Origin of the sequence: Streptococcus cristatus (assembly GCF_003943535.1) — a bacterium.
GTDB classification, from domain to species: domain Bacteria; phylum Bacillota; class Bacilli; order Lactobacillales; family Streptococcaceae; genus Streptococcus; species Streptococcus cristatus_L.
Map to the genome: position 1 here is coordinate 81,133 of NZ_RJPU01000005.1, position 24,639 is coordinate 105,771.

Here is a 24,639-nt window from a genome sequence, read left to right on the forward strand (position 1 = left end):
CTCATTTCTCCGCCACAAAGAACCAGCGAGCGCTCTTGTCGGTCGGCTCCTTGTCCTCAAAGTCCGCGTAAACCTTGACATTCTTAAAGCCAGCCTGCTCCAGCAAGATATCGTAAGTCAGAATCTCATAGGTCCGCTCCTCATGCACCTCATCGTGGCGCGTGAAGCGCCCATCCTCGTCTTGGACAAAGAAGGTCAGCTCATGCACGATGGAATGAGGCGGTTCGTCCGCATAAGAATCCCAGACCATGGCGAAGGTTTCAGTATTTTCATGATAGGAATAGCCTGGAAAAACCTCGTCAATCTGATAAATCGAGTGCACATCGAAGATAAAGCGGCCACCCTCATTTAGATGCTGGTAAACCTCAGTAAATACCTGACCGACATCAACTTCGTCCTCCATATAGCAAATCGAGTCCGAATAACAAGTCACCAAATCAAACTGACCGACGTCACTCAAATCCAACATATTGCCCTGGATAAAGGGAATATTCAAACCGGCCTCTCTGCTACGCTTCTCTGCCAAATCTAGCATTTCCTGACTCAGGTCCAGCCCTGTCACATCAAAACCAGCCTGCTTAAAATAAATAGACTGAATGCCCGTTCCACAGGCCAGCTCCAGCAGCTTTTTCTTATCCTTGGGAAAATGGCGCAGGCTGAAATCCGTCCACTTCTCATACAAAGAATCATCCATAATCGCATCATAAACCGATGCGAAGGTTTCATAAGTTGCCATACTTTTCCTTTCAAAAATAGCCCAGCCAGCAGGCTGACTGAGCCGAATTCTGCTTTCTGCCTAAGGGCAAAAAATCACTTATTTTTTTCTTCCAATAAGGCCGCAACATCCACACCAGTTGCTTCGTGCCAGAGCTTTTCTAGATTGTAATGCGCCCGCATTTCCTCAGAAAAGACATGGACAATGATGCCGCCCAAGTCTAAGAGAACCCAGCCACCTGCTGCGTCGCCCTCAACATGGCCAGCAGAAACACCAGCCACAGCAGCTTTCTCACGGATATTTTCAGCAACCGCATCCAGCTGACGGCTGTTCATCGAGCTGACGATGACAAAGTAGTCTGTCACAGTGGTCAGGCCTCGCAAGTCCAAAGCCACAATATCTTCTGCACGTTTTTCATCGGCCGCCTTCACGACCAGTTCCAATAATTCTTGTTCTTTCATAGTTCCTCTTTAATTTTCTTCTATTTCCTTCAAATATCCTACAAAGGCATTGTAGGTTCCCAAGGTCTGCGGATAGATAGGCATTCCCTTATGAGCCAAATGCTCTACTGTCCTTGCTGTTTCGTAGGCCACAGCTTGATTGAGCGACTGCTGAGCTAGCTCTCTAGCCTTGTCCACTCCCGGAAAGTCTCGATTGTGCTCAATATAGTCAGCTACGTAGATGACCTTGTCCAGCTCAGACATGGTGCCACTACCCACTGTATGAATCTCGATGGCTCGCAGAATCTCAGGATCTTTCACACCTAAATCTTCCTGAATCTTGTAAATGCCCACCATGCCATGCCAGACATTGTTGCCCCATTTTTTCAGGTCAGGATCCAGTTGATATTTGTCAATCAAGGACAGGAAATCCTCATCCGAAACCTTCTTAGCATAGTCGTGCAGGAGTCCTGCCAGACCCGCTTTTTCGACATCAAGACTGAAGCGCTCCGCTAATTCACGGGCAGCCTTTTCCACACCTAGACAATGCCGCAGGCGCTTCTCAGGCATGACAGTTTCCATCTTAGCCAGTAAGGCCTCACGACTCATGCGGATATAGCTTTCATAGGTCATAGGTAAAGCCCTTCTTTCTCAATATAGTCTAAGACTGGCTGAGGCAGAAGGAAATTGGGAGTCCGTCCCTGAGCCAGAAAATCCCGCACCATGCTGGAGGAAATATCCATGAGGGGGACATCCACCCAGATGACAGGGTAAGAAGTCCCTGCCTTGTAACGTGGCCTCTGAACACCGACAAACTGAACCAGCTCAACCAGCTCATCAATCCGGTACCACTTAGGCAGATAATCCACCATATCTGCACCGATGATAAAGTAATAGTCCGTATCTGGATGCTGCTCTGTCAGGAGCTTCATGGTGTCGTGAGTATAGGAAATTCCCTTGCGCTCCAGCTCAATGGTTTCAATTCCTAAGCCTTCAATGCCCTCAATAGCCAGCTCCAACATTTTCAGCCGATGCTGTTCATCAATGGTCTCTTTCTTATCCACATGGGGCGGCTCGTACTCTGGCATGAGCAGGACCTGATCCAAGCCCAACTGTTGCCGGACCTGGTCCGCCACGACCAAATGAGCATGGTGGACAGGGTTGAAATTCCCACCTAAAATGCCAATCTGCTTGCGTTTCTTATCTTTAACTTCTGGTTCTAATTCCACCTTGGTAAAGGGGGTCAGTAATTCAATAGCCATAGGCTGATATCTCCACAGAAATTTTTTCTTAAATTTGCTTGACTTTAACAGAGAGTTTGCGATTTTCCTTCTTGCTGGACTGCTTGAAGAGAATCAAGATCCGGCCGATCTTCTGCACCGTATCCACTCCGATTTCTTCTTCCAAAATCTCAGCAACTTCATGGATATTCTCATCTGTATTCTGCAAGAGCGTAACCTTGATCAGTTCTCGCGCATCCAGCGCCTGACGAATGCTGGTTTTAATCTGGTCATTGAGTCCGTTTTTGCCAATCTGAACGATGGGCTTGAGTGAGTGGGCCTGACTGTTGAGAAAGGCCCTTTGTTTACTTGTTAATGCCATAGTTTTCCTTATTCTTTTAAAAATAGCAGAGCTTATACTCAAAGAGTATTAGTCTTGCCCGCACATGAGATTTCTTTCCAAATCAAATGAATACCGTTTCTTTTGAAAATCTTGGACATAGTACCTCATCTTTGTTTTCCCTTTTTGAATAATGCTATGTCCTTCCGCTTCCAGCAGCCCTCTTTGTACTTCAAGGCCTCCAGGATACTTCGCATTGACTTCCCCGCCTGACTTGAGCACTCGCCAATAGGGGATTTTGGCATCTTCCTCAGACCAAGCGACAATCAAAGCAGCAATACCTGAAAAAAATGGAGCACTATTATCCTGTCCAAAGTGAGTACGCAAATCAGCCAAGGTAACCACTTTGCCGTATGGTATTTGCTGAATAGCTTCCACATATTTTTCTGGTGTGATAAAAGTTGACTGGGTCATACATCCTACCTTTCTTAGATAATCGCCTTGCGCAAGACCACGTCCACTCCTTTTGGAGCCCAAGCCGCAACCTTGGCTCTGTCATTGACACGAATCCAGCCCAATCCAGAGAAGACGATGTCTGTCTTATCCTTGATGGTAAATTCATGCTTGACCAAGGCCGGAAATTCTTCCTTTTCCTTGCCAACTGGCGGCACTAAGAAACTGCCGACATGCTTATCATAAAAGTCGCTAGCACCTTGCAACTTGGTCCGGTGGAGCTTGAGCTCATTGTCAAAATAAGCCGTGAAGCCCTGCTTGTCACCTGCCAAAAAGTCGAAACGGCCTAAACCACCCAAAAAGAGGGTTTGCTCAGGATTGAGCTGGTAGGTTTTGGGCTTGATTTCCTTTTTGGGGCTGACATATTTGAGATTCTTAGCAGAAAGATAGTGAGCCATCTGGTGACGATGGATAATGCCCGGTGTATCATAGATATGACTGCCGTCCGCTAAAGGAATCTCGATTTTATCCAGAGTTGTTCCCGGGAAGCGCGAAGTCGTAATAATATCCTTGTCGCCTGTGATTTCCTGAATGATGGCGTTAATCAGAGTAGACTTGCCGACATTGGTCACGCCGACCACATAGACATCACGTCCCTTGCGGCAATGCTCAATTTTGTCAATCAAGTCCTTGATTGCCTGCTTGTTCTGAGCAGAGGTCAGGACCACATCGACTGGACGCAGGCCTTCTTCGTGAGCTCGCTCCGTCAGCCATTGGGTCACCTTGCCATCCTTGACCGACTTAGGCAGAATGTCCTTTTTATTCCCGACTAAGAGCACATCATTTCCTGCGACAAAGCGAGGCAGGCCAGGGATGACCGAGCCATTAAAGTCAAAAATATCGACAACATTGACAACCAAGGCATCGCTATCCCCAACCTCATGCAGAAGCCGCAGAAAGTCATCATCCGTCAGCTGGACATCGCTGATTTCATTATAATGGCGCAGGCGAAAACAGCGCTGGCAATAGAGTTCGCCTGTCTCCAAGCCTTTTTCTAGAGCTGACTGAGGCGTGTAGCCCAGCTGGCTCTTGTCTTCCGTCTGAATAGGGACTCCACAGCCGATACAGAGAAGTTTTTCCATGCTTAAATTCCTTTTTTGTATTGAATTGGACCGTATTTTTCAGTGATTTTCTTGAGCACACGGCGTTCACGCGCCCGATTGATCTGGGTTTTAATAGAGTCGTGCTCGACCAGCGGTTTGACCAAAATCGAACGAATCCCAGCCCGATGCGCTGCCCGAATATCCGTCATGAGCTGATCGCCCACCATGACCACTTCATTTTTTTCAAAATGAAAAAGCTTGAGCGCCCGGTCAATTCCCCAAGTGAAGGGTTTCATGGCCCAGTAGACATAGTCAATTTCAAACTTTTCAACAGCCCGCTTGACCCGTTTTTGGTTGTTATTGGATACCACGATAATCCGAATGCCCGCATCCCGCAAATCATGGAGCCACTTCTTCATCTCTGGGGTCCCGTCAGGATTATTCCAAGCAATCAAGGTGTTATCCAAATCCACCAAAACCGCTTTGATCCCCTGCCTTTTCAAACTCTCTACTGTCAAATCGTAAACCGCCTCGACCACAAAGTCGGGCATGTAATCTTCAATCGCCACATCTCTCTCCAAAAATCGTATTCGCACTATTATAGCATAAAATAGGCTTTTTGGCACCTATAACCCCATTTCTTCCAAGAGCCATTGGGAGATACTCCCTCCCCTATTCTCCAAGTAAATGAAAACAGCTTCCCAAGCGGGAAGCTCAAATTTTAATATAGGAAAGAGGATCTTACTTACCAATGACCATCTTTTTCTTTCCGTAATTTTAATTCATAAATTTTTTGAAGATCGAGAATAATACCGGTAGCACCCTCTGCTTCATCTTTTTTTATGTGAAGAACCTTAGAAAATTTCTGAAAATCCTTCTCCTTAATACCTGGTGCAATGCGAATGTCAACAGATTCCCATTGACCATCTTTCTCTTCATATCCTACTAAAGCAACTAGAAATAATTTCCCTTCTATATGACCACCTGTAAAGAAATCTGCCGTATCATTAAAAAGACCACCATAATACGCCGGATTAGATAAAGCAAATAGTATAATATTTTTTCTCTCCAATTTTCCATCAACACTAGCTATGGGAATCTCATCTACCTTCTCAAGCATCGGAAGAACGGTTTCAAGTTTTAATGAAGCAATGAATAAAGAATTGTTGTATGGAGAAGATGGATTCATAATTTTGCCATAGCTATTCACAAACTCTGCGACTCCTCCCAAAAGGAACAAGGAGAAATAACTAACTATAATTAGTAAAGTACATTTTTTTTTGAAATATACGTAACAGATTAAGGAAGAAATAATCAAAAATAATACAAAGAGAATAATTGTATGAGGGTGAAAAAATAGATTTATGAGATTCTCATATGCAATCTCCCACATTTTTTGATGATATAAGTTTAGATATTCTTCCGCTATAACTCTCCTAACTCATAGAATTTTTAGTTTGAGCACAAGCACTCTCCCTGATTTTTGAATGCTTATAGATTATTGCTCACCAGTCATATCATTATATCATCTTTCATACTTTTTAGCACCTATAGCCTCAAAGCTTACAAAAAAGGCAAAAGATGCTATAGTAGATATAAGAATAATTCTCTTGGAGGTGCCTATGGTAAGCAAGGATCGAGAAATGAAAGCTGTTTCTCCCTTTTTGCAAAAAATCATCAACTGGTCGTCCATCATCGGGGCTGTAGGGACAGTGGCCTTTTGCATCTGGGCTTACTATGCAGGGATTCTCCAGTCCAAGGAAACCTTGTCTGCCTTTATCAAACAAGCAGGCGTCTGGGGACCACCTCTGTTTATCTTCCTGCAAATCTTGCAGACTGTCGTGCCCATTATCCCTGGTGCCTTGACCTCTGTTGCAGGCATCTTTATTTACGGGCATATCGTCGGCACCATCTACAACTATGTCGGTATTGTCATCGGCTGCGCCATCATTTTCTATCTGGCTCGCACCTACGGACCAGCCTTTGTCCAGTCCGTCGTCAGCAAACGGACCTATGACAAGTATGTGGGCTGGCTGGATGAGGGCAATCGCTTTGAGCGTTTCTTTATCTTTATGATGATTTGGCCTATCAGTCCCGCTGATTTTCTCTGTATGCTAGCCGCCTTGACCAAGATGACCTTCAAAAAGTATATGTTGATTATCGTGCTCTGCAAACCCATCACCCTCATCATCTACACTTACGGACTGACCTATATTATTGATTTCTTCTGGAAATGGCTCGCAAAATAAGAACCTCGGGCATTAAAAATCGCTCAAGCTAGTAAGCTTGGGCGATTTGTTTATTCTGAAGATGCTGATGTTGCAGGGTGATCGGCAGATGATGCTGACGGTGTCGGTGCTGGCGTAGATGCAGGCGCAGAACTTGCTGGCGGTTCACTGCTAGCACTCGGCTCAGGAGTATAGGAACTATAGTTGCTATAACTACTATAACTGCTATAGCTGCTATAGCTACTACCATAAGTGCTCTCACTAGGTTGGCTATAAATAGTTCGATCATTCTGGACTGAACTTGAACTCTCTGAACTAGAAGCACGCAAGCTCCTGCCTCCCATCAAGTCTTCATACAGTACGGCATTGGTTTTCAGAGTCTTAACTGAAGACAAGCCCAACGTTTTCCGAATCAAATTTTGCATTTCTAGCAAATGATCAGACGTAACCAGCTGATAGCTACCGCCATCGGCCAAGGTAGCATCTTCCCCACGCAATTGTTCAGACTGAATACTTCTAAAGGCGTCTTTGTAGCCCAATAACTGAGGGATACTTCCCGCATCCAGTGCTACATTGGTCTGCATATTCTTGCTGACTGCTCGCAAAATAGCTTGATAATGGCTAATACTGTTAAGACTGAGCACCTTCTCAACGACCTTTCGGATCACCTCACGCTGACGTTTCTGACGACCGTAATCCCCCTCTGGATCCTGGTAACGCATGCGGGCATAGACCAAAGCTTGGTCTCCGTTGATCAAATGCTTGCCTGGCTCGACAGTTGCAGTATATTCCGGTTCATTTTCTTCAATGGAGATCGGGAAATCAAAAGTATTGTTGACTTCAATACCGCCAACTGCATCGACTAGCTGAACCAGTCCTTGCATATTGATCATCACATAACGGTCAATATGGATGTTCATCAATTTCTCAATGGTCGCAATGGCCAATTCTGCACCGCCATAAGCATAGGCAGCATTGAGTTTGGCTTCTGTCGTTTCGCCATTTTCATCGATTTGAGTCAGAATATCCCGCTCCAAACTCATCATGACCGTCTTTTTAGTCTGAGGATTGACAGATAGGAGAAGCATGGAATCGCTATTTCCCTTCCAGGTATCAGACCGCGAGCCGCTTCCTGTATCTACCCCCATCAGTAAAATCGTCAAGGGCTTGGTTTCCGCAATAACGTTCGTCTCATTCCCAAAACCCTTGTAAGTATGGGACAAAGCGTCCGTTGACTGATTGTAAATAGTCCAAGCATAGCCTCCTACTCCAATAGCTGTGACAAGCAAAAGGCTCAAAAACATTCGTACAATTTTTTTTAACATATTTCATCAATCTATCAGTTTTCCCATCAGGTAAACATCTAGAAATATCCCTTCTCTTAAATAGGCCCCTCTTTTTTGTAGGCCTTCGATTTCAAATCCTAATTCTTTATAGAGATGAACAGCTCGCTCATTTCTAACCTGGACAGTTAGTTCCAAACGGCGAAGACTGCTTCCATTTTCTGCCCAATCCACAGCTTCTTCTAGCAAGATACGACCGAGGCCTTGATTCCAAAAGGCTTTTTTGACAACGATAAAGACTTGCCCAATGTGGCGAATCCGCTCATGAAAATCCGCTGTGATACTGACAATCCCAGCGATTTCATTATCAAGCAAGGCCAAGAGATAAAGCTGATTATCCGACTCAGCTTGACGCTGAATAAACTGAGCCATCTGATCTTCATCCATCAAAATCCCCGCCTCATCCAAGGTCATGTAGTCTGACTCAGCTCCGACTTGATTTAAAAAGCGAATCAAGTCAGCGGCATCTGTCTTTTCCGCCTCCCGCAAGGCCAATTCAAACTCAGCCATGCAGCAATTCCTCCAGTAGTTCCTGAGAACGGCGCCCCTGACTTTCAAAGACTAGCTCACGACCGTCGTCTTTCTTCACAAGGGTCAGCTTCAGATAATCATCTGGTAAACTATCACCTAGCAATTCTCCCCACTCGATGACCGTAACTCCCTCACCAAAGAGAAAATCATCCAAGTCAATCGAGTCCGGATCTTCACCAATCCGATAGACATCTAAATGATACAGTGGCAATCGTCCTTCATACTCGCGAACAATGGTATAGGTCGGACTTTTGATCATCTGCTTGATGCACAGACCTTGAGCTAAGCCCTTGGTAAAAGTCGTCTTGCCCGCACCCAAGTCTCCTGTCAAAACCAAAACATCTTGCTCCTGAAGGAGGCTTCCGAGACGCTGGCCCCATTTGATTAATTCTTCTTCATTATGACTAAACATTCTTTTATTATACCAGAAGATTTGCATTTGCGCTCAATTTTCTAATAGAGGAAGCAAAATGTTTGAAAAAAATTAGATGAGCTTTCAAAATCTTCTAATCAAAGCAGGTTACTCGCTTTTATTTAGAAGTAAACTAGGACATTTCCTAAATTTTTCCTGCAAAAAAAGAAGCTGGAAGATTTCCAACTTCTTAACAATGATTCTTAAGAAAGAGCTAGGCTGATAAAGTTAAGGATGAAGAGTAGATTTAAGATCCAAATCATCGGATGTACATCCTTAGCTTGACCTTTGATAACCTTCACAAGAGCATACATGATAAAGCCTGCTGCAATCCCGTTTGTGATGCTGTAAGTGAAGCCCATGAAGATGGATGTAAAGAAAGCTGGAATAGCTTCTGCCATGTCATCCCACTGGATATTTTTCAGACTGCCAAGCATCATGATCCCTACGACAATCAAAATTGGCGCAGTTGCTGCTGTTGGAACGATGGCTAACAGCGGGCTAAAGAAGCTAGATACCGCAAAGCAGAGCGCTACAACCAAGGCTGTCAAACCAGTCCGTCCGCCAGCTCCGATACCAGCTGCAGACTCTACATAAGTAGTAACGTTGGATGTTCCGGCGATTGCACCGATAGTCGTACCGATCAAGTCTGAGTACAAAGCCTTGTCCAAACCTTCTGACTCATGGTTTTCACCAGAGCTTGCGACGATACCCACTTTTTCACCAGTTCCGATCAAGGTACCGATGGTATCAAAAATATCCGTCAGAGAGAAGGCTAGGATGGCCATAAATGTCTGAGGCAGACGAGCCGTATCAGCAAAGAGAGCTCCCAAGCCTTCTGGACCAACCGCAACCCCGAACACTTGTCCAAGTTCTTTCAGAGCTGTTGACAGATTGTGCTGACCGAAGTCAATCGCAGACAGGTTTACCAAGCCAACAGCAATCGCTACGACTGTTGTTGTAAAGATAGACAAGATAATGCCGCCTTTGATGCCCTTGATTACAAAGAAAACTGTAATCGCTAGACCAAGTAAAGCGAGTAAAACTGCTGGATTATTAAAATCAACTAATCCCGGAGTTGCAGCTGAGTTTGCTGTAATAGCAGCTTTGGCTTGGTCAGCTCCCTTACCGGCTACTACATAGTTGCCTGGATCGATTGAAAACTTCAACAGTCCGGCATTTTTAATCCCTACATAAGCTAGAAAGACACCGATACCAGCGGAAATAGCTGAACGAAGTGCTGATGGAATAGACTCAATAATAGCCTTCCGAATCTTGGTCAGGGTAATGAAGAGCGAGATCAGACCACAGATGAAGACCATACCCAGAGCCTCTTGCCAAGTATAGCCCAGACTAAAGACAACCGTGAAAGTAAAGAAAGCATTAAGCCCCATACCCGGCGCTTGTGCGTAAGGGAGGTTGGCATAAAAGGCCATCATGAGTGTTCCCGCAACGGAACCGATGATCGTAGCCAGAAAGACACCTTGAGTTGGCATACCCGTTTGCGACAGCATGGCTGGATTGACAAAGAGGATATAGCTCATAGCAAAGAAAGTTGTTAACCCAGCGAGAACTTCCGTACGAACATCCGTACCGTGCTCTTTGAGTTTAAATAATTTATCCATTATAGATAATCTCCTAAATTGTTTTATGGCAACTGATTAAAAGAGAACTCCTGATTTTCTTTAAAACAGTGCTGCTTATTCGTTATTTACGAACAATACTATGATTATACTCAAAAACATTCACTTTTTCAAGTCCATTGCTCCAAAAAATACTTTAAAGCGTCTTATTTTTTATTTTCTCTGCTTAAAAAGAGCAAAGTCATGATTTGGATAAAGGTAAATCCAAGGATAAATACCAGACGATCCTTCTGAAAGGTCTCCAGTAATTTTTGGATAACTAGTTCGGGTCGCGTCACCAAGTCCCAGGAATTGAGGCGATCATAACGACCGATGTAGATGGCTAGACTCGATAGATAAGACAGAGCCGCAACCGCAAGCATATCCAACCACCAAGTCCACTTCCAGCGCTCGCGCAAAATATTCCAGCTTTCAATCCCGCAGTAAACGCCAAATAAAATGCTCGGCACAAAAGCCATAAATAGGCGCATGCTGACAGGGTTCCACAGGGTATCTCCCACCCAAGTCATGTGCACCAAGTCCGTCAGCATATAAAAAGTATTAGGATAAAAGGCCAGCCAAACCGCCAGCAAGAGCGGATAAAGCCACTTCTGCTTCTTAAACATCGTCGTCAAGACGGCAGCGTCATAGGCAATCAAAGCCAGAATCATATTCCAGATCAGGTCTGGCCCCTGAGCCGTAATCCCCTGAATATACACAACAAATGCAATTAGTAGGAAAAAAATGTGAATGAAAATTGGTTTACGCATACAGGCTCCTCCCCTTTACTTCAACTCTCTTCGCTCATAGACTATCAGCAGACATCTTTCGTCTTAGCTATTGAGGAAACATTATACCACAACTTGTAGCATTTATTCTTAATTCTGTTATAATAGACTTACTATACTGATTGATACTGTACGAGGAAAAAGAATGACGAATAAAGTAATTGCTGTAGATTTGGACGGAACCTTGCTCAATTCTGAGAGTAAGATTTCTGATTTTACCAAAGAAACCATCAAAAAAATATCGGCTAAAGGACACAAGGTCATCATCACCACTGGCCGCCCTTACCGCATGGCTCTGGATTTCTATAAAGAGTTAGAGCTGAATACTCCCATGATAAACTTCAACGGCTCTTTGACCCATATTCCTGAAAAAAAGTGGGAATTTGAGCAATCCTTGACGGTAGACAAGTCTTTCTTGCTGGATATGGTCCAACGAAAAGAAGAAATCGAAGCTGATTTCATTGCTGGTGAATACCGTAAGAAATTCTACATCACCAATACAAACGAAGAAATCGCAGATCCCAAGCTCTTTGGAATTGATAATTTCAAGCCAGAAAATCAATTTCAGGCCCAGCTGGTCACTAAAAATCCAAATGCTATTTTGCTACAAACCCATGCCACAGATAAATACGCTCTAGCTGAAGAGATGAATGCCTTTTACCAGCATGAACTCTCCATCAATACCTGGGGCGGTCCGCTTAATATCCTTGAGTGCGGTCCTAAAGGTGTTAACAAAGCCTTCGCCCTCCAGTACCTGCTCAATATCCTCAATGTCGATCGCAAGGACCTGATTGCTTTTGGTGACGAGCACAATGATACCGAAATGCTGGAATTTGCGGGAACAGGCTATGCCATGAAAAACGCTAGCGAAACCCTGCTTCCTTATGCCGACCAGCAGCTTGAACTCACCAACGACCAAGACGGTGTAGCTCACAAGCTAACTGAGCTCTACTTGTAGAAATCAAAACAAATCAAACAAACATAATTTGAACCGCACCTCAACTGCTAGACTTTTTCTGTCTAACTGTTGAGATACGGTTCATTTTTTAAGGTAGATTTTTCTACTTAACCAACCCTTCTATTCTACTTTTCCACCTTCAACAACGAGGTCATCTGCTTTTGCAGCATCACCGTAGGTTGGGTGAAGAGTCTTTTCATAAGCCTTGTGGAAGAAGTTTTCCTTGCCCAATTTTTCAATGTCTTTATTGATGAAATCAAGCAACTCTTTGTTTCCTTTTTGGACTGCTGGTGCGATAGTATCTGGGTCACCAAGCGAAGTAATTCCTACTTCATATCCTTTATTTTCAAGAGCCCAAGCTAGAACTTCAGTATTGTCAGTCGAGAAGGCATCTCCACGTCCATCCAAAAGAGCTTGGTAGGCGTCACTGTATTGGTCGTATTTTTGAAGCTTAACTTCTGGATGATTTTTCTCAAAGTAAGTTTCAGCGGTAGTTCCTTTTGTGACAATCAAAGTCTTGCCTTCAAGCTGTTTAACATCTGTGATGACACCTTTCTTAGGAGACACAACACCCAGTGAAACCTTCATGTAGGGAAGGGCAAAGTCAACTTGTTTCTTACGTTCGTCTGTGACGGTAAAGTTAGCAAGGGTGATGTCCACCTTGTTAGAAATCAAGTATTCTGCACGGTTGGCAGCATCGACAGAAACGTATTTTGCCTTAACACCGAGGTCTTTAGCCAGCTGATTTCCCAGTTCGATGTCATAACCTTGGTAAGAACCATCGTTGTCTACATAACCAAAAGGTTTCTTGTCGCCAAATACAGCAATTCGAAGTTCACCACTTTTTTTGATTTCATCAATAGTGCGAGCTTTGGCAGTAGTTTTACCAGATGAAGAAGTAGCATTTCCGCCTGAGCCACAAGCTGTGACAAAAATAAGGGCAAAGGCAAGTGCCAAAACAGTTAAGAGTGATTTGAGTAGTTTCATAAGAATCTCCTTTATAAATATGAGCCAAATTGGCTGAAGTCAAAAACGTTTAAAAATTCCTGTGCTCGTTTGGTTTGTGGATTGGTAAAGAAGGACTGAGCCGTTCCTTCTTCAGCAATCTTCCCTTGGTCGAGGAAGATAATCCGGTCCGCAATGGCTTGGGCAAACTGCATTTCGTGGGTTACTAGAATCATGGTACGCCCTTCTTGAGCTAGGTCGTTGATGAGTTCGAGGACCTCACGCACCATTTCTGGATCAAGCGAAGCCGTTACCTCGTCAAAAAGGATAATTTCTGGATGCATGAGCAGGGCACGGACAATGGCAACTCGTTGCTTTTGTCCACCAGATAATTGGCGAGCGAAGCTGTGTTGCTTGTCGAGCAATCCGACGCGTTCCAGTAATTGCAGGGCTTCTTCCGTCACTTCTTTCTTATCCCGTCCTTGTGCTTTGATAGGACCTAAGATAAGGTTCTGCAGGACGTCCAGATGGGGAAAGAGTTCATAACTTTGAAAGACCATGCCAATCTTTTGACGAACCAAGTGAAAGTCTTTCTGGTTTCCAATAATGGACTGGCCATCCAGAAGAATATCTCCACCCTGAATGGTTTCCAAGCCATTGAGGCAGCGAAGGAGGGTGCTTTTCCCACAACCAGATGGTCCTAGAATAACCACTACTTCCCCTTTTTTGATTTCTAGGGAAAGTCCTTGGAGGATGGGATTGTCTCCGAAGGATTTTTTTAGATCCTTGATTTCTAATATGGTATCAGGCATTTAGTTCCTCCAGTGTTTTTCTAAGTGAGTGGATAGTTTAGAGATAGGGAAGCAAACTGCAAAATACAGAACCAGTATGGTGCCGTAAATCCAAAAGGATGCGGTTGGAATGGTCAAACGATTGCTATCGATAATCTGCTGCCCCACTTTTGTGACTTCAACGACCCCAATCAAAACCACCAGAGAAGTCGTTTTGATCATCCGAGTGACGAGATTGATGGCCTGCGGAAGCAGTCTTCTCAAGACCTGCGGGATGATGATGTGGTAGTAAAGTTGGAAGGTCGTTAACCCCAGCGCCTGTCCGCTTTCAAACTGATGTTTGGGAAGGGAAGTGATAGCTCCGCGCACCAAATCTCCCATCTCAGCCGTTCCCCAGAGGGTAAAAACGATAACAGCAGAAGTCTCTCCAGAAATGTTGATATTAAAATTTCGGGCTAAACCGAAATAAACAATGAAGAGTAACACCAGTTGAGGCATGATGCGGATAAATTCTAGATAAAAACGTGTCAAAAAACGAATGACTCTAGAATGAGAGGTCATGATGATTCCCATGACCGTACCGAAAATCATAGACAAGAGGACAGAGAGGATGGAAATCCCAATCGTGACTCCCAATCCTTGTAAGATCCGCAAAAGATTATTTCCCTGAAAGAGTACTTGTATTCCCGAATCCTGCATGGCGGAGCCTCCTTTCTATCCAACTGAAGAGCAATGATATAGGCAGGAGCATGATAAGATAAGCCACTACCAACATAGCCAGTGCAATATCTGTCTCATAGTAAAGCCCAATCAAGTCCTTGGCAACGTACATGAGGTCGGCTAGAGCAACCGCAGAGAAGACAGAGGTTTCCTTGATCAGGAAAATCACATTGGCACTGAAGGATGGCAGAGCCACTGCTGTGGCCTGTGGCAATACCACGTAGCGAAAAACCTGAACGGGTGTCAGACCGATCGCTAAGCCAATCTCATGCTGGGTTTGACTAACTGCTTCTAGCCCGCTTCGGAAGGATTCTGCCATATAGGAACCTCCCAAAAAGATAAGACCAAGGGTGGCGCAGACCTCTGAGGAAAGGACAATCCCAATCCGAGGAAGCCCGAAGTAGAGAAAGAAGAGTTGGATCAAAAGAGGCGTATTTCGCGACAATTCAATATAAGCTGTGGCTAGCTGTGCCAAAACAGGGATACGATAATGTCGGATAATACTAACAAGTAAACCAACTAGAAAAGCTCCCAAAATGCCCCAAACTGCGATATGCAGGGTTAGAAAAAATGCCTTTTGATATAATGGTAGATATTGTTCAACAATGGACCAATCCAAAAGAGAACCTCCCATCTAGGAATAATACAGCTATTGTAGCACTAAAAGGCATGTTTGGATAATATGTATTTTCTATCACAATGATAAAAAATATTTATCGTCTCTATTACAATCTGAAACTTCCAGACAAAATTTTTGAAAATGATATGAAAAAGAGTTAAGATGTTCCTGTAAATCAAAAAAGTAAACGTTTACTTTTATCAAGGAGGACATTTTATGTCATACAAAACAAGCAATGCCGAAGGCCCTGTGGATTTTATCAACACCTATGATCTGGAGCCTATGGCGCAGCAAGTCATTCCTAAAGCTGCTTTTGGCTACATCGCGAGTGGAGCTGAGGACACGTTCACTTTACGCGAGAACATTCGAGCTTTTAATCATAAACTCATTGTCCCTCATACGCTCTGTGATGTGGAAAATCCAAGCACTGAGATTGAATTTGCAGGCGAAAAACTGTCTTCACCAATCATCATGGCGCCTGTTGCAGCCCATAAATTAGCAAATGAGCAAGGAGAAGTCGCCACTGCGCGTGGTGTACATGAGTTTGGCTCTCTTTATACAACCAGCTCCTACTCCACTGTTGATCTTCCAGAAATTTCTCAAGCCCTCCAAGGGACACCTCATTGGTTCCAATTTTACTTCAGTAAAGATGACGGGATTAACCGCCATATCATGGATCGTGTCAAGGCAGAAGGCTACACAGCCATTGTCTTAACTGCGGATGCGACTGTAGGAGGCAATCGTGAGGTAGATAAGCGCAATGGTTTTGTCTTCCCAGTTGGCATGCCTATCGTTGAAGAATACTTACCCGAAGGTGCTGGTAAGTCCATGGACTTTGTCTACAAATCAGCTAAACAACGCTTGTCCCCACGAGATGTTGAGTTTATCGCTGAATACTCAGGTCTCCCTGTGTATGTCAAAGGTCCTCAATGCCGTGAAGATGTCGAACGTTCGCTTGCTGCAGGTGCTTCTGGAATCTGGGTAACCAACCACGGTGGTCGCCAAATCGACGGTGGACCAGCTGCCTTTGACTCACTTCAAGAAGTTGCTGAAGCAGTTGATAAACGTGTACCGATTGTCTTTGACTCCGGTATTCGCCGTGGCCAACACGTCTTTAAAGCCTTGGCTTCAGGAGCAGACTTAGTAGCCATTGGACGTCCTGTCATTTATGGTTTGGCCCTTGGTGGTAGCGTCGGTGTTCGTCAAGTCTTTGAACACCTAAATGCTGAACTAAAAACCGTCATGCAACTATCTGGAACTCAAACCATCGAAGATGTCAAACACTTCAAACTACGTCACAATCCATACAATCCAACTTTCCCAGTTGACCCTCGTGATTTGAAATTGTATTGATAAATAAAACAGGTTGCAATAAAAAACCACACCCCAAAAGTTAGACATAAAATCTAACGATTGGGGTGTGGTTTTTAATCTGAGTGTATCTAAACTGGCTCTATGGCATGGATTAGACAAAGCCTCTGGTAAGTTTGACTTGTTTATCTAATATTTATTTCTTACTTTCTATTAAGCCTTTTCTTGCTCTAGTGGGACGACGACTAGGGTCTTGCCAAGGCTTGCTAATACTTTCAATACCGTATCCAATTGAGGGTTGGTCTTTCCTGTCTCCATTCGAGCGATGACAGGTTGACTGACCCCACTGAGTTCTTCAAGCTTCTTTTGGCTAATACCCTTTTCATGTCTGGCCTCGATCAGCTCTGTCATAATCGCTACCCGCAGATCGCTTTCTAGGATTTCTTCCTTGGTGAAAAGCTCTGCCCTCACTTCTTTCCAATTACTACCAATAGCACTATTCTTCATCTTTTAGCCCTCTTTCTTTCAAATCTTGCAACTCTCGTTTGGCCTTCTCAATCTCCCGTCTGGGAGTCTTTTGCGTCTTTTTAACAAAATGATGCAGTAAGACAAAGCTTCCATCTATCCAAGCCACAAACAAAACCCGATCCCGTAAGGGTCGTAATTCCCAAATCTCTGCCTCTAGATGCTTGATGTAGGGCTCACCGGCACGAGTTCCCTGTTGACTCAAGAGTTCGATATAGTCATTGAGCTTGTTGAGTTTGATCCGGCTATCCTTGCTATTGAGACTAGCCAACTCCTTCATATAGTTCAAAACTGGTTGATTCCCATGTTTATCTTTATAAAAATAAATAGTGTGCACAAAGCATCCTCTTTTCGAATTTATTATAACTCAAAAGCTATCGAAAGTAAATACTTTTAAGTTATCAAATACTGATAAGCCCCTTTTGAAATATTCAAAAGGGACTCATTTATATAATTCGAAAATAGCGCCCTTATTGGTGCAAGGAGGAAAGTTTTTATCTTTGTGAGAACTAATAAGATTAGCAAGGCTAGCGAAATAGACAACTATGCTTTGTAACCATATTTTATCAATACTTTTGTTTTAAACCTATGATAAAAAACCATAACTTCCGATTCGGTATAACTGCAATAGCAATACCCTTGTAATCTTCAAAAGAACCTATAAAAACTAATTCTTCTTTTCAAGAAACTATAATCTCTTGAGAGACCCTCATCTGGCACTTGTTTTTGACGACAAATAAGCGAGGGGCGATGGATTTTATAAATAGAAATGAAAAGAGGGTTCGAGGCCTAAGTTGCCACGAAACCATAGGAAAAGTGACTGGCCGAGGCCTAGGTCACTATAAAACTTCATTAAAGACTAATAACTAAGATATCGAGTAGCTTGATTTCAACTAAAAAGATGTTCGTCTATCGCTTAAAAATCCATTCCATCTGGATTAGGTGCTCCGCCTTCCAAACCGCTGATATTTTTAAGAATTTCGAGGTCAGCAGGACTCAGTTCGATGTCAAAGCAATCCAGATTGCTAGCAATCCGACTCGGAGTGACTGACTTAGGCAGGGGTAGGAAGCCTTCTTGTAAGCTCCAAGCGAGAGCGATTTGGGCAATAGTCTTGCCATACTTATCTGCTATCGCCTGCACAGCTGAATTTTGGAAGAGTTCGCCCTGGCCAAATGGTCCCCAAGCTTCAAGTAGGATATCATGGGCACGGCAGAAGTCCACCGCCTCTGTTTGATAGACACCTGGCGCTAGGCGGATTTGATTGACAGCTGGTGTGACGCGCGCTGTTTCCAGCAGAGCCTCTAGGTGATGAGGCAGGAAATTGCTGATGCCGATCGCTCGGATCTTACCAGCTTGGTAGAGGTCCTCCATGGCCCGCCAAACTTCTGCATTACGCTTTTGCCAAGCCCCGTCTTCTCGTACAGGCTTCGGATTTGGCCAATGGATGAGGTAGAGATCCAGATAATCCAGCCCTAAACGCTCCATGGAGCTATCAAAGGCTTCCATGGCCGCTTCATAGGTATGCTTGCTATTCCAGAGCTTGGTAGTGATGAAGAGCTCCTCACGCGGAATGCCGCTGTCTTTAATCGCTCGACCGACACTCTCCTCATTCTTGTAGATAGCTGCCGTATCAATGTGGCGATAACCAGCCTTAAGGGCGGTCAAGACTGACTGATAAGCCTCTTCTCCGTCCTGAGCCTTCCAAGTACCAAAGCCCAAGACTGGGATCTTGACACCATTGTTAAGGGTATAATTTTGCATATCTGTTCTCCTTATTTTTTCTTTCTTTTGGACAATTTTGGCTTAAAGATATTTTCCTTGGTTGGAGCCATGCCTCGGCTGAAAAAGCTGTAAATGATAAAGGCCAACCCAGCAATAAATATCAAGAAACGATGCAGTAATAATCCAAAGAAGAGGAACACCAAGCCCATTCCCATAAATTTATAATCAATCTTTTTCATCCTGTCCTCCTCGTCTGTGATAACCCTATTATAACATCTTCTCTTTCATTGAGAAAGCCCTACCATCTGTTAAGAAAATATCTCATAGACTTTCTAGTTGCGCCAACCATTCTAGCTTTGCCCAAGTCCCTCTAGTAAATCCTAGGGAAAAGCAGCAACCCCACATTAAAAAGGACAGGTTACCCCATCCTTTCTAAAAATATAAGGAGACTCAATTAAAGAATACTGGAGGCAGCTTCAAAGCGTTTTTCGCCATCCAGATAAGTAGCAACCAGCTCTAAATCCTTGTCCAGCACGATAAAATCGGCATCATAGCCTTCCTTGATCTGGCCACAGACATCGTCAATGTGGACGGATTTTGCTGGTATGAGACTGGCCATCATGACTGCTTGGTGAGGATTTGCGATGCCCCACTCAACCACATTTTTCAGGCCGTCTTTGAGCTGCAGGATTGATCCTGCCAAGTTGCCAGTCGATTTGAGACGAGCTGTGCCATTAGCTACCACCACTGGAAATTCTCCCAGCATATAGTCGCCGTCTTCCAGCCCACCTGCAGTCATACAGTCTGTGATGAGAGCTACATGTTCATGGCCCTTTTGCTTGAGCAAAATATCACAGGCTTTGGGATCCACGTGGTGACCATCACAAATCAACTCTGCGTAAGTGTGAGGCAGCTCATACATAGCCCCAACCATACCTAGCTCACGGTGGGTCAAGCCTCGCATACCATTGTAGGCATGCACCCAGACACTGGCTCCTGCTTCCACTGCTGCCTTGGCTTCGTCGTAGGTCGCATTAGAGTGCCCCAAAGCGACTGTCACGCCTTCATCAGTGATGGTGCGAACAAATTCTTCCACGCCCTCACGTTCAGGTGCCAAAGCAATCTTATTTAGCAGACCATTAGCTGCCTTTTGCCAAGCACGAAATTCATCCATACGAGGATCCTTCATGTAGGCTGGGTTTTGGGCACCCTTGTACTTTTCAGTGAAGTAAGGCCCCTCAAAGTAGAGACCACGAATCTTGGCACCACTTGCTTCTTGATAGCGCGCACCAATATTCTCCGTCACAGCTAGGAGTTGCTCGTAAGATGATGTCAGCGTTGTCGGCAGGAAACTAGTCACCCCAGTCGTCAAAAGCCCTTCACTCATGGTATGGAGGGTACCTTCGATGTTATTGTCCATGACATCGACCCCACCAAAACCATGGATATGGGTATCGACCAGACCCGGTGCGACAGAGTAGCCTGTGTAATCAATCACTTCCGCATCAGCAGGGACTTCCTGTACTAATTTTCCAAATTTTCCATCAGTCACTTCCAAAAATCCACCCTTGCGAATTCCTTGAGGATAGAAGAACTGATCGGCTTTTATATACTTAGGCATCTGACTGCCTCCTCTTGTTCTATTTCTATTGACTCTATTATAACGCTTTCTATTTTATTTGTAAATGGTCTATACCTCTTTTTTAGAAAAATTTATTATATTATTTAAATCAAGAAAAGAGAGTGGGACAGAAATCGGGAATTCGTTAGAATTCGATTTCGTCGTCCCACCTCCGCACAGTTGAGTAGGGCTGTAAAAGCTGATGAAATCAGCGTAGTAGAGCCCATTCAACCACTGCGTCTTACTCGACAATCCAAAGACAATTGAGAGGCTAGGACTTTTGTCCCAGCCTCTTTCTGTCTTAAATTTGTTCCATCTGTACTTTCTCAGCCAAATTCATGGCGTGGTCAGCAACTCTGGTATAGTGGGAAATAATATCGATGAAGTTGACCCCAGCCTGAGGCGTACATTCTCCCTTGTTGAGACGGGCAATGTGGGTCTTGCGCAGGCTGCGTTCTAGCTTGTCAATAGCTGCATGCTTGGCTTCTAAAGTGTTGGCCAATTCCACATCATTTGTTTCCACAGAAGTCAAAGCTTCTTTGATAAAGTCCAAAGTCAGTTGATAAATGTTTTCCAACTCTGCCAAGGCAGCTGGTGAAAATTCCACTTTCTTGCGGTGCAAGTAGTCTGTCAAATTCAGCAAAGCTTCTGAGTGGTCACCAATTCTCTCCAAATCACGGCTAGAGTCCAGAATGCTAGTCAAGACTTCACTCTCTTTTGGATTGAGCTGTTGACCAGATAGGACAATCAGATAGCGAGTCAATTCATCATCAATGGCGTTGATAGCTTCCTCAGTCTTATGGCCCTTCTCAGCGGATTTTTCTTCGTAGTTAATAATATAATCATAGGCCAACTCAAAAGATTTTGCCGCGTAGCCACCCAAGTGAAGGAGTTCCTTTTTAGCATTTCCCAAAGCCAGTGATGGCGCTTGGTCAATCAAAATCGTATCAAGGTAAAGAGATTCGTATTTAACGGTTTCATCCTCACCCGGAATCAACTTGGTAACCAAATATGCTAAAAAGCCAATAAAAGGAAACTGGATAATGGTATTGGTAATATTAAAAGTTCCGTGGGCAAAGGCAATGGTCATTTCTGGTGACAAGTGCAAGGCTGTCTCAAACGACTGAATCAGCGATGTAAAAGGCAACAAGAAAATCATACAGATGATTGTCCCCAAAACATTAAAGGCCACATGGGCGCCAGCGACACGCTTGGCTGCGATATTAGCACCCAAGGAAGCGATGATCGCTGTAATCGTCGTTCCGATATTGTCACCAAAGAGGACAGGCAAGGCTCCATGCAAATCAATGAGATTGCTGGCATAGAGATTTTGCAGAATCCCAATAGTCGCTGATGATGCCTGGATGAGCAAGGTCAAACCCGTTCCGACAAAGACACCTAAGACTGGATTTTTACTCAGCTGAACCATGTAGTCGCGAAAGACTTGCAGATCTTTAAGCGGCTCCATGGCTCCACTCATGAGATTGAGGGCAAAAAAGATCCCGCCAACACCAAAGAAGATGCGCCCGATATTGTTAACAGAGCGATTTTTTGTGAAAAAGAGGCAAACCGCACCGATAAAGAGCAAGGGAAGTGCATAATCACCCAACTTAAAACCAATGATGAAGGAAGTCACAGTCGTACCAATATTAGCCCCCATGACAATCCCGATAGCCTGACGCAGGGTCAACAGCCCCGCACTAACCAGACCAACTGTAATTACTGTCACACCTGAACTAGACTGGATCAGGGCTGTCATCCCAATCCCAACTAGCACACCTAAAAAAGGATTGCTCGTGTATTTATCAATGAAATAGCGCAGACGGTCCCCCGCTGCCTGCTGCAAGCCGTCTCCCATCATACGAATACTGTATAGGAACAGCCCCAAGCCTCCTAAAAAGCTAAATATAATTTCTTGCCAATTAATGGACATTTCTTTTCCTCCGAAAAATAAATAGCGGATAATCTCCTATACTATTTTAAAACATCCAGCCTAATCTCACAAGCCTTTTCTAAAAAAGAATTGAATTATTTTTGCTCATTTTGAAACTTTTATTTTCTTCATACTCAAGAGCAAACTAGAATAGGCGACAAGGCTCTCTCACGACAAGAAAAGACCAGCAGGCAGATCTAAATTTCAAAATATTTAGCTTGGTTCATCGCTTTCTAGTCTCAGGCTCAAAACATCTAAATTGCCCAGTTTATCTTTTATCTCAGCATAACTCACATTCTATACATGCAAAAAGCAAAAATCCCAGATGGCCTATGGCTATCTGGGATTTGCGTTCCATCGCTAAAGTGCTGCTATCATTTTAGCTAGGTTTTAAGATTAGTCTTCCAAATTCACATCAGATGTTGATTCTTTCTTCTTTTTGTTCTTAAGAAAGGCTGATGCTAACGTTGCTATTCCTAATCCAAGAGCTGCTAATGGATTATTGACAGTTCCTGTATTTGGTAAAGCTTTAGCATTTGGAGTAACCTTAACTTTTTCTGGTTGTGCAGGCTGTGGCTTAGGTGCTTGAGAGTGATTTGTAGCACTAGATACAGATGCACTTTCAGACAGACTAGTAGAGATGCTTGCGCTATCACTCAGTGACACACTTGCAGATGTGCTCAATGAAACAGAGACACTCATGCTCAAGTAGGCACTTGCTGAAAGTGAATCGTCAGCGATAGCATGACTGGCACTGATTGATCCTGAAATGCTTGCACTTGTACTCAATGAAGTAGAGATAGACTGACTATCACTTACAGAAGCTGAAGTACTTGCACTTACAGATGCAAGGTAGCTTGGCAGGTTAGACTCTGGCTTAGACTCGCTGGTTGGATCACCCTTACTGTGGCTGAATGAGTTTGACTCTTGTGACACACTTGTACTCAAGCTGCTTGAAAGGCTATCACTAAGCGATGTAGATGTACTTACACTTGTACTTGTTGAATCTGACGCGCTGACTGAAGACGATACGCTGGTGCTTAAGCTTACGCTTGCTGATAGAGATTCGCTTACACTCAGTGATGCCAAATCATTTTCACTTGCCAGAGCAGACTCGCTAGCGCTCAATGATGCTGAAGTGCTCTCGCTCGCTGAGGTTGATTGGCTACTGCTTACAGAAGATGATGCACTCTCGCTTACTGAGATTGATGCACTGAGGTTCGTGCTCAAACTTGTACTTGATGAATCTGAAGCACTGAGTGAGGCACTGAGACTTGTGCTCAGGCTCGTGCTGGCTGAATCTGAGGCGCTAATTGAGGCACTGAGGCTTGTGCTCAAACTTGTACTTGTTGAATCTGAAGCGCTGAGTGAGGCACTGAGGCTGGTGCTCAAACTTGTACTTGTTAAATCTGACGCACTGAGTGAAGCACTTAGACTTGTGCTCAAACTTGTGCTTGTTGAGTCAGAAGCGCTGAGTGAGGCACTGAGGCTTGTGCTCAGGCTAGTACTTGCTGAATCTGACGCACTGATTGATGCACTGAGGCTGGTGCTCAAGCTGGTGCTTGCTGAGTCGCTTGCACTAATTGAGGCACTGAGGCTAGTGCTCAAGCTGGTACTTGCTGAATCTGACGCACTAATTGAGGCACTGAGGCTAGTACTCAAACTTGTGCTTGCTGAATCTGAGGCACTAATTGAAGCACTGAGGCTTGTACTCAAGCTGGTGCTTGATGAATCTGAGGCGCTGAGTGAAGCACTGAGGCTTGTACTCAAGCTGGTGCTTGATGAATCTGAGGCGCTGAGTGAAGCACTGAGGCTTGTACTCAAGCTNGTGCTTGATGAATCTGAGGCGCTGAGTGAAGCACTGAGGCTTGTACTCAAGCTCGTGCTTGATGAATCTGAAGCACTAATTGAGGCACTGAGGCTAGTGCTCAAGCTCGTGCTTGATGAATCTGAAACACTAATTGAGGCACTGAGGCTCGTACTCAAACTTGTGCTTGATGAATCTGAGGCACTAATTGAAGCACTGAGGCTTGTACTCAAGCTGGTGCTTGATGAATCTGAGGCGCTGAGTGAAGCACTGAGGCTCGTACTCAAGCTGGTACTTGNTGAATCTGAAGCGCTAATTGAGGCACTGAGGCTCGTACTCAAACTTGTGCTTGATGAATCTGAGGCACTGAGTGAAGCACTTAGACTCGTGCTCAAGCTGGTGCTTGATGAATCTGAGGCGCTGAGTGAAGCACTGAGGCTNGTACTCAAGCTCGTGCTTGATGAATCTGAAGCACTAATTGAGGCACTGAG

The 24,639-nt window shown here is 44.3% G+C and carries 28 protein-coding genes; 3 read left to right on the forward strand and 25 right to left on the reverse strand.

The genetic code is table 11. The annotated features are described in order from the left end of the window. Position 1: 1 nt before the first annotated feature. The 9 genes from D8790_RS07775 to D8790_RS07815 all read right to left on the reverse strand — a co-directional run bounded on the left by D8790_RS07775 (position 2) and on the right by D8790_RS07815 (position 5,481). Positions 2-736: a class I SAM-dependent DNA methyltransferase gene (locus D8790_RS07775; protein ID WP_125388197.1), complete on the reverse strand. Its 735-nt coding sequence runs from the start codon at positions 734-736 to the stop codon at positions 2-4. Between the two features lie 74 nt (positions 737-810). Then, positions 811-1,176 (reverse strand): ribosome silencing factor, encoded by a 366-nt coding sequence (rsfS, locus tag D8790_RS07780; protein ID WP_125388198.1) that lies wholly within the window; start codon positions 1,174-1,176, stop codon positions 811-813. Positions 1,177-1,185: 9 nt separating this feature from the next. Continuing rightward, positions 1,186-1,788, reverse strand: a complete 603-nt coding sequence (gene yqeK, locus D8790_RS07785; protein ID WP_125388199.1) for a bis(5'-nucleosyl)-tetraphosphatase (symmetrical) YqeK — start codon at positions 1,786-1,788, stop codon at positions 1,186-1,188. Further along, positions 1,785-2,417, reverse strand: a complete 633-nt coding sequence (locus D8790_RS07790; protein ID WP_048763956.1) for a nicotinate-nucleotide adenylyltransferase — start codon at positions 2,415-2,417, stop codon at positions 1,785-1,787. Before D8790_RS07790 ends, yqeK begins: the two co-directional genes overlap by 4 nt. Positions 2,418-2,445: 28 nt before the next feature. Beyond that, entirely contained in the window at positions 2,446-2,757 is a 312-nt protein-coding gene (gene yhbY / locus D8790_RS07795) for a ribosome assembly RNA-binding protein YhbY (RefSeq protein WP_045498677.1), read from the reverse strand. Positions 2,758-2,805: 48 nt separating this feature from the next. Further along, complete coding sequence (locus D8790_RS07800) at positions 2,806-3,189, reverse strand: MGMT family protein (RefSeq protein ID WP_005590997.1); 384 nt, start codon at positions 3,187-3,189, stop codon at positions 2,806-2,808. A 14-nt stretch (positions 3,190-3,203) separates the two neighbouring features. Then, entirely contained in the window at positions 3,204-4,310 is a 1,107-nt protein-coding gene (gene yqeH, locus D8790_RS07805; protein WP_125388200.1) for a ribosome biogenesis GTPase YqeH, read from the reverse strand. 2 nt (positions 4,311-4,312) lie between these two features. Next, entirely contained in the window at positions 4,313-4,840 is a 528-nt protein-coding gene (locus D8790_RS07810) for a YqeG family HAD IIIA-type phosphatase (protein WP_185761934.1), read from the reverse strand. A 176-nt stretch (positions 4,841-5,016) separates the two neighbouring features. Beyond that, complete coding sequence (locus tag D8790_RS07815) at positions 5,017-5,481, reverse strand: hypothetical protein (RefSeq protein WP_257000834.1); 465 nt, start codon at positions 5,479-5,481, stop codon at positions 5,017-5,019. 412 nt (positions 5,482-5,893) lie between these two features. On the opposite strand from D8790_RS07815, the gene D8790_RS07820 reads away from it, so the two are divergent. Continuing rightward, complete coding sequence (locus D8790_RS07820) at positions 5,894-6,520, forward strand: TVP38/TMEM64 family protein (RefSeq protein WP_125388201.1); 627 nt, start codon at positions 5,894-5,896, stop codon at positions 6,518-6,520. A gap of 50 nt (positions 6,521-6,570) precedes the next feature. Here the strand turns inward: D8790_RS07820 and lytR are convergent, their stop codons facing one another. From lytR to D8790_RS07850, 5 genes are all read right to left on the reverse strand, one after another. Continuing rightward, the gene (gene lytR, locus D8790_RS07825; protein ID WP_125388202.1) at positions 6,571-7,824 is read right to left on the reverse strand and encodes a glycopolymer--peptidoglycan transferase LytR; all 1,254 of its coding nucleotides are present in this window, start codon (positions 7,822-7,824) and stop codon (positions 6,571-6,573) included. 6 nt (positions 7,825-7,830) lie between these two features. Further along, positions 7,831-8,352, reverse strand: coding sequence for a GNAT family N-acetyltransferase (locus tag D8790_RS07830; RefSeq protein WP_125388203.1), 522 nt, complete (start codon positions 8,350-8,352; stop codon positions 7,831-7,833). After that, on the reverse strand, positions 8,345-8,785 hold the full coding sequence (gene tsaE, locus D8790_RS07835) for a tRNA (adenosine(37)-N6)-threonylcarbamoyltransferase complex ATPase subunit type 1 TsaE (protein ID WP_125388204.1): 441 nt from the start codon (positions 8,783-8,785) through the stop codon (positions 8,345-8,347). The genes D8790_RS07830 and tsaE overlap by 8 nt, the downstream gene beginning before the upstream one ends. A gap of 203 nt (positions 8,786-8,988) precedes the next feature. Continuing rightward, positions 8,989-10,410, reverse strand: a complete 1,422-nt coding sequence (locus D8790_RS07845) for an NCS2 family permease (protein WP_125388205.1) — start codon at positions 10,408-10,410, stop codon at positions 8,989-8,991. 164 nt (positions 10,411-10,574) lie between these two features. Further along, positions 10,575-11,177: a DUF1361 domain-containing protein gene (locus D8790_RS07850; protein WP_125388206.1), complete on the reverse strand. Its 603-nt coding sequence runs from the start codon at positions 11,175-11,177 to the stop codon at positions 10,575-10,577. Between the two features lie 163 nt (positions 11,178-11,340). Between D8790_RS07850 and D8790_RS07855 the strand changes: the two genes are divergently transcribed. Beyond that, a complete protein-coding gene (locus D8790_RS07855; RefSeq protein WP_125388207.1) occupies positions 11,341-12,153 on the forward strand; it encodes a Cof-type HAD-IIB family hydrolase in 813 nt (270 codons plus the stop codon). Positions 12,154-12,273: 120 nt separating this feature from the next. Here D8790_RS07855 and D8790_RS07860 read toward each other — a convergent pair whose 3' ends face one another. The 4 genes from D8790_RS07860 to D8790_RS07875 are packed head-to-tail and all read right to left on the reverse strand — an operon-like array spanning position 12,274 to position 15,228. Then, complete coding sequence (locus D8790_RS07860) at positions 12,274-13,140, reverse strand: cysteine ABC transporter substrate-binding protein (protein WP_062005492.1); 867 nt, start codon at positions 13,138-13,140, stop codon at positions 12,274-12,276. Between the two features lie 11 nt (positions 13,141-13,151). Continuing rightward, complete coding sequence (locus tag D8790_RS07865) at positions 13,152-13,910, reverse strand: amino acid ABC transporter ATP-binding protein (protein ID WP_125388208.1); 759 nt, start codon at positions 13,908-13,910, stop codon at positions 13,152-13,154. Then, positions 13,911-14,588, reverse strand: a complete 678-nt coding sequence (locus tag D8790_RS07870) for an amino acid ABC transporter permease (protein WP_125388209.1) — start codon at positions 14,586-14,588, stop codon at positions 13,911-13,913. It lies immediately after the preceding gene. Next, positions 14,548-15,228 (reverse strand): amino acid ABC transporter permease, encoded by a 681-nt coding sequence (locus D8790_RS07875; RefSeq protein ID WP_005592376.1) that lies wholly within the window; start codon positions 15,226-15,228, stop codon positions 14,548-14,550. The genes D8790_RS07870 and D8790_RS07875 overlap by 41 nt, the downstream gene beginning before the upstream one ends. Positions 15,229-15,444: 216 nt before the next feature. Between D8790_RS07875 and lctO the strand changes: the two genes are divergently transcribed. After that, the gene (lctO, locus tag D8790_RS07880) at positions 15,445-16,581 is read left to right on the forward strand and encodes an L-lactate oxidase (protein WP_061911041.1); all 1,137 of its coding nucleotides are present in this window, start codon (positions 15,445-15,447) and stop codon (positions 16,579-16,581) included. A 171-nt stretch (positions 16,582-16,752) separates the two neighbouring features. Here the strand turns inward: lctO and relB are convergent, their stop codons facing one another. The 7 genes from relB to D8790_RS11010 all read right to left on the reverse strand — a co-directional run bounded on the left by relB (position 16,753) and on the right by D8790_RS11010 (position 23,277). Beyond that, positions 16,753-17,046, reverse strand: coding sequence for a type II toxin-antitoxin system RelB family anti-toxin (gene relB / locus D8790_RS07885; RefSeq protein WP_125388210.1), 294 nt, complete (start codon positions 17,044-17,046; stop codon positions 16,753-16,755). Beyond that, complete coding sequence (locus D8790_RS07890) at positions 17,036-17,401, reverse strand: type II toxin-antitoxin system RelE/ParE family toxin (RefSeq protein WP_125388211.1); 366 nt, start codon at positions 17,399-17,401, stop codon at positions 17,036-17,038. The genes relB and D8790_RS07890 overlap by 11 nt, the downstream gene beginning before the upstream one ends. A 579-nt stretch (positions 17,402-17,980) precedes the next feature. Next, positions 17,981-18,826 carry an aldo/keto reductase gene (locus D8790_RS07895; RefSeq protein WP_125388212.1) on the reverse strand — a complete coding sequence of 282 codons (846 nt, stop codon included), beginning with the start codon at positions 18,824-18,826 and terminating at the stop codon, positions 17,981-17,983. A gap of 11 nt (positions 18,827-18,837) precedes the next feature. Further along, positions 18,838-19,026: a hypothetical protein gene (locus D8790_RS07900; protein WP_125388213.1), complete on the reverse strand. Its 189-nt coding sequence runs from the start codon at positions 19,024-19,026 to the stop codon at positions 18,838-18,840. A gap of 215 nt (positions 19,027-19,241) precedes the next feature. Further along, on the reverse strand, positions 19,242-20,408 hold the full coding sequence (nagA, locus tag D8790_RS07905; protein ID WP_125388214.1) for an N-acetylglucosamine-6-phosphate deacetylase: 1,167 nt from the start codon (positions 20,406-20,408) through the stop codon (positions 19,242-19,244). 301 nt (positions 20,409-20,709) lie between these two features. After that, positions 20,710-22,341, reverse strand: a complete 1,632-nt coding sequence (locus D8790_RS07920; RefSeq protein WP_125388215.1) for a Na/Pi cotransporter family protein — start codon at positions 22,339-22,341, stop codon at positions 20,710-20,712. Positions 22,342-22,737: 396 nt separating this feature from the next. After that, positions 22,738-23,277 (reverse strand): LPXTG cell wall anchor domain-containing protein, encoded by a 540-nt coding sequence (locus D8790_RS11010; RefSeq protein WP_312023754.1) that lies wholly within the window; start codon positions 23,275-23,277, stop codon positions 22,738-22,740. Positions 23,278-24,639: the final 1,362 nt, after the last annotated feature.